The sequence below is a fragment of the Chamaesiphon sp. OTE_8_metabat_110 genome (assembly GCF_031382685.1).
Lineage (GTDB): Bacteria > Cyanobacteriota > Cyanobacteriia > Cyanobacteriales > Chamaesiphonaceae > Chamaesiphon.
Genome location: NZ_JANMZA010000142.1, coordinates 1 through 4,264, shown reverse-complemented (window position 1 = coordinate 4,264; position 4,264 = coordinate 1). Strand labels below are relative to the sequence as shown.

Annotated in this window: 4 protein-coding genes, 2 tRNA genes and 3 pseudogenes; all 9 read left to right on the top strand. The window is 43.3% G+C overall.

Going from position 1 to position 4,264, the window contains the following annotated elements; genetic code table 11:
• Positions 1-276: pseudogene (locus RMO52_RS05135) on the top strand (low molecular weight phosphotyrosine protein phosphatase); the annotation flags it as partial.
• 103 nt (positions 277-379) lie between these two features.
• A tRNA-Tyr gene (locus tag RMO52_RS05130) sits at positions 380-460 on the top strand.
• Positions 461-471: 11 nt separating this feature from the next.
• Positions 472-543 (top strand) — tRNA-Thr (locus tag RMO52_RS05125).
• A 518-nt stretch (positions 544-1,061) separates the two neighbouring features.
• Positions 1,062-1,343 carry a helix-turn-helix domain-containing protein gene (locus RMO52_RS05120; protein WP_310411532.1) on the top strand — a complete coding sequence of 94 codons (282 nt, stop codon included), beginning with the start codon at positions 1,062-1,064 and terminating at the stop codon, positions 1,341-1,343.
• A gap of 6 nt (positions 1,344-1,349) precedes the next feature.
• On the top strand, positions 1,350-1,556 hold the full coding sequence (locus tag RMO52_RS05115) for a hypothetical protein (RefSeq protein WP_310411529.1): 207 nt from the start codon (positions 1,350-1,352) through the stop codon (positions 1,554-1,556).
• A complete protein-coding gene (locus tag RMO52_RS05110) occupies positions 1,553-2,140 on the top strand; it encodes an IS630 family transposase (protein WP_310411527.1) in 588 nt (195 codons plus the stop codon). The genes RMO52_RS05115 and RMO52_RS05110 overlap by 4 nt, the downstream gene beginning before the upstream one ends.
• 58 nt (positions 2,141-2,198) lie before the next feature.
• Positions 2,199-2,615, top strand: a complete 417-nt coding sequence (locus tag RMO52_RS05105) for an AraC family transcriptional regulator (RefSeq protein ID WP_310411524.1) — start codon at positions 2,199-2,201, stop codon at positions 2,613-2,615.
• A 424-nt stretch (positions 2,616-3,039) separates the two neighbouring features.
• Positions 3,040-3,520, top strand: a pseudogene (locus RMO52_RS05100) (IS1 family transposase).
• Between the two features lie 433 nt (positions 3,521-3,953).
• Positions 3,954-4,264 (top strand): annotated as a pseudogene (locus RMO52_RS05095) (hypothetical protein); the annotation flags it as partial.

Below are 4,264 nucleotides of genomic sequence, written 5' to 3'. Positions count from 1 at the left end.
GCCAGAAAATTTACCAAAGCTGACTTTATCGCCTTCGATCTGATTCTGGCAATGGATCGAGAAAATTATCACAATATTCTCGAACTCGACCCCCAAGGGCAATACCAAGATAAAGTTAAGCTCATGTGTGACTATGCCACCCGTCACTCAGACACCGAAGTCCCAGATCCCTACTTTGGCGGTGCAGAAGGCTTTGACTACGTGCTCGACCTGCTGACAGATGCCTGTGGCGGACTCCTCACCCAGTTGGAGTCAACGGCTTCAAAAAATAGTTAGCAAATTGCTTTGTATTTTTAATTAGCTGTGCTAGTATTAGTAACTGTGAAACAAAGTGACAGCCGCTTTGGAGGTTCCCTCCAGGTACAGGATGTCAAGACGTGGGTCGATGGCCGAGTGGTTAATGGCGGCAGACTGTAAATCTGCTGGGAGACCTACGCTGGTTCAAATCCAGCTCGGCCCACTTTCACCAACGCCCTCATAGCTCAGTGGTAGAGCACTTCATTGGTAATGAAGAGGTCATGAGTTCAAGCCTCATTGAGGGCTTCAGGTTGTAACGTATTGCTGGCAAGGCTTGTAGGAAAAGAACGCATTCTAACAGCCATTAGGGGACGAGTAAAAAAAACGGGCGTTTTCTTTACTGCTGCCAAACAAGCCCAGACAAAGCGGTTAGCCGCCATTTCATCAGGCAAACAACTCGGTAATTTTATCTAAGTCAAGATTCGATCGCTGGCAACCAGTTTATTGACTTATCTCTGTCGATCGGATGGTGAATCTAAGTCTGAGACTTGATTTCAAGTATTAAATTTATAGTTGCATTTGATGTGGTCTCAACCTTTATGATTGTGGGCTGGTTGCAAATAATTCGGTCTCAGTTGCAGCTAATGTGGTCTCAATCGATCGGATAGTTGCACTTAATGTGGCTTCAAAAACACGATGATTGTGGTCTCAAGCATTTAGTATTGTGGGTCGCTACATTTAGTTGTGGATAAAAAGTAATACTAATTTAAATCAAGAAGATGACAGATGAGATAAGATAGGAATGCTGGATTGGAGATAGGTAGATGGCAGGAGTGACCTCAATTATCGTGAAAGAGAGCTTAGAGGAGATCGGCAAAAGATTAAGTCAGGCAAGCAAACCAATCATCAAAGAACGTCTCCAAGTACTGTATTGGCTGAAGCAAGAGAAAGCACCCAGCATCAGTAATATTGCTAAGTCAATCGGTAGACATCGCGGCACGCTACAAGAATGGTTAAGAATCTATCGAGAAGAAGGATTATCTGGGCTAGAAATAGTCAAAAGTAGCCCTGGAGGAGGAAACAGAGTAATTCCGAAATGGGCATAAACCGCTTTGTCTAAGCGATTACAAGAGTCAGAGAATGGATTTGCCAGCTATGGAGCGGTGCAAGAATGGTTGTCGCAAACATTGGGCGTAGAAGCTGAATATCATGCAGTTTATCAATTGACCCGATATTGGCTTAAAGCCAAGTTGAAGATGGCAAGACCACAACATTACAAGCAAGACAAGGAGCAACGTTTGGCTTTTAAAAAAACTTGAAAGATGACCTGGAACTGCTGAGTTTATATGACCGCCAAGTTTGTCAGAATGAACGACCTATTCGTTACTTTGTCCAAGATGAGAGTCGTTTTTGTCTAAAGAAACAAATTGGTCGAGTGCTTACAGCCTTTTGCATAAAGCCAAATGGTAAATGGCAGTGGCTATTTAAGGCATTTTGGCTTTATGGAGCAGTTGAACCTGCTACTGGATCTTCTTTCTTTCTGCAATTTTCTCATGTTGATACCGAGTGCTTTCAACGGTTTTTGGCTGAATTTTCCCAGGCTTATCCTGATAGTCTCAATATTATTCAGTTAGATAACGGTCGTTTTCACTCTGGCAAAAAGTTAGTGCTGCCAGACAATATTATCCTGTTGTTTCAACCTCCTTATTGTCCTGAACTAAATCCGATTGAGCATTTGTGGCAATATCTCAAAGCTGACCTCCGCTGGGCTTCCTTCAAAACTCTCGATGAGCTTCAGATTAAATTAGGTCAACTCTTGGCTGAATTAACTCCTGAGATTATTGCTGGTATCACCGGATATCCATTTATCCTAGATGCTCTATCTGTCATTAACACCATTTAAATTGGTATAAGTTTCGGATTCTGCTTATAAGTATCAAACGATCGGCTGTTTAATGGTGGTGTTGCTACTTAAAATTAAAGAGCGATTTTGGAAGGCATACGATCCACTCACTGAAGCTTTAACTAGCTCTAACATCACATTGACATTTCAGCGCAATCTCGAAGCGCACTTTCGCGAGCTACTGACTGGTAAGTGCGATCGGCTGCTGCAAGTGCAGGACTATGCCCAGGCACAGTATTTACATCCCAACTATTTCAGCACTGTAATCAAATGCAAAACAGGTAAATCGGTCAATAATTGGATTGCCGAGAAGACGATCTCCGAGGCAAAAGCAATGTTGGCGCGATCGTCGGCATCAGTCCAGGAAATAGCTGCTAACTTGGGATTTAAGGACGCAGGACACTTCTCCCGTTTCTTCAAAAAACACACTAAACTGTCGCCGTTGAGCTTTCGACAAAGAATTACCTCCGAATGAATTCGGTGTTCATGTTGCGAAGTCCGCCTACGCGGACTGAAATATTAGTCCGCGTAGCGAAAAGTGCGGGAACAGGGGCGCGAGCTTTGCGGGGGAAGCTTCCCCCGCAAACGTCGCTTGTTTCCCCAAGTAGAGCACCTTTTCAAGACAGCGGCGTTTTTATGTCTAGGGTTCCCCCCGTCTTGGCGTTTTTTATGCGGGGGTTCCCCCCCCAAAAAACGCCGCCGAATAAGAAAACGACAAGACAGGCGGACTTCGCATCACAAGCGGCGGTTTTAACCGCTGTGAGTATAAGTAGCAAAGCAACTTGGATTAGAGCTAATTGTGTTCGATCGCGACCCTTGATTTTGCTCAAACTTAGAAATAGGGGCGTTGCTGAATTGATGTGTGATATAGCGATCGAGAGGAAAGTTGGCGAAAAACAATGAACAGCAAATTAGAGTCGATTCTCCAGGGGAGAGGCTTCGCCAACGAATGTCCTGAATGTAAGTCAACTCGTGTTAATAAGAATGGGCATAAAGCAGGTAAACAGAATCATATATGCGTTGATTGTGGTAGACAATTCATAGATTCCTATCAATCCCATCAAGGGTATGCACAGGAAGTTAAACGAGAGTGTCTAAAAATGTATGTCAATGGCATGGGTTTTAGGGCAATTGAGAGAGTTAAAGATGGATGGCCAGTCTATCCGATATTTATTCCGTGACGTAGACCAGATTATCTGCAAAACTTATATGACTAGAGTAGAGGGAGAAAATACGAGACTTAGACACTATTTAGCTCGACTTCACCGCAAAACACTTTGCTATTCTAAGTCAAAAGAAATGCTAGCACATTCAGTTAGATTACTAATTCACTACCTCAAGTTCTGGAATGTTCCCATCCCATACCCAGCTAACTATTAAATGTAGCTAAATATTCCATCCTGTTTTGAAGAATGTTTTTGGATCTCGATCGCCATATCATACATCAATTCAGCAACGCTGGAAAATACTCATCAGCACGATAGCTTAGTTGGTTGCCATTGGCGGTATTCAGTGCAAATACACCCAGACGAACCGATAACGTCCGTTCGAGTTTTGTAAACTGTGCCTGAGCCGAAACAGTAGCATTTCCCTGAGCTGCTCATGATGCCCCTATAGTCGCGATTATCTCCGATAGGCTACACGCCAACGGCATAGATACAGCCGCCAGCAGCAATTTCCGACGATTTTGAGAATAATTCATCATTTAGTTTATCGATCCTCGTTTTGCATACCAAGCGTGCATCAGTAAATCTCTTCAGCACGCAAATCGCCATGATGGTATTTAGGCATACTATTCAACACAATATTGACAGTGGCAATATCTAAAGGTTATATTGTCACTGTCAATATTTTACTGTGCTTAGATCCCAATCCTGAACATTTGTGGTGGAAGAATCTAATGATTGAATCAAAAAAGTTTATGAAGACGATGCTTGCAATCTCACTACTATTGAACATTGTTGTTCTCATTCCAGTTTGCGTTGGTCTCGCGACACATGCCGATGGGATACAGATAAGTTTCGGTGAAGCAACGCCAGCGCGCGGCATCCTTCTTTCGGTCTATCTGAGCATTCTTGCTGCTTCTGCTTCATTGCTCGTATTTCGCGATCCAAAGCTAACAGC

Excerpts from the sequence above, each read along its gene's own strand:
- RMO52_RS05120 (WP_310411532.1), top strand. The coding sequence starts at position 1,062 with ATGGCAGGAGTGACCTCAATTATCGTGAAAGAGAGCTTAGAGGAGATC.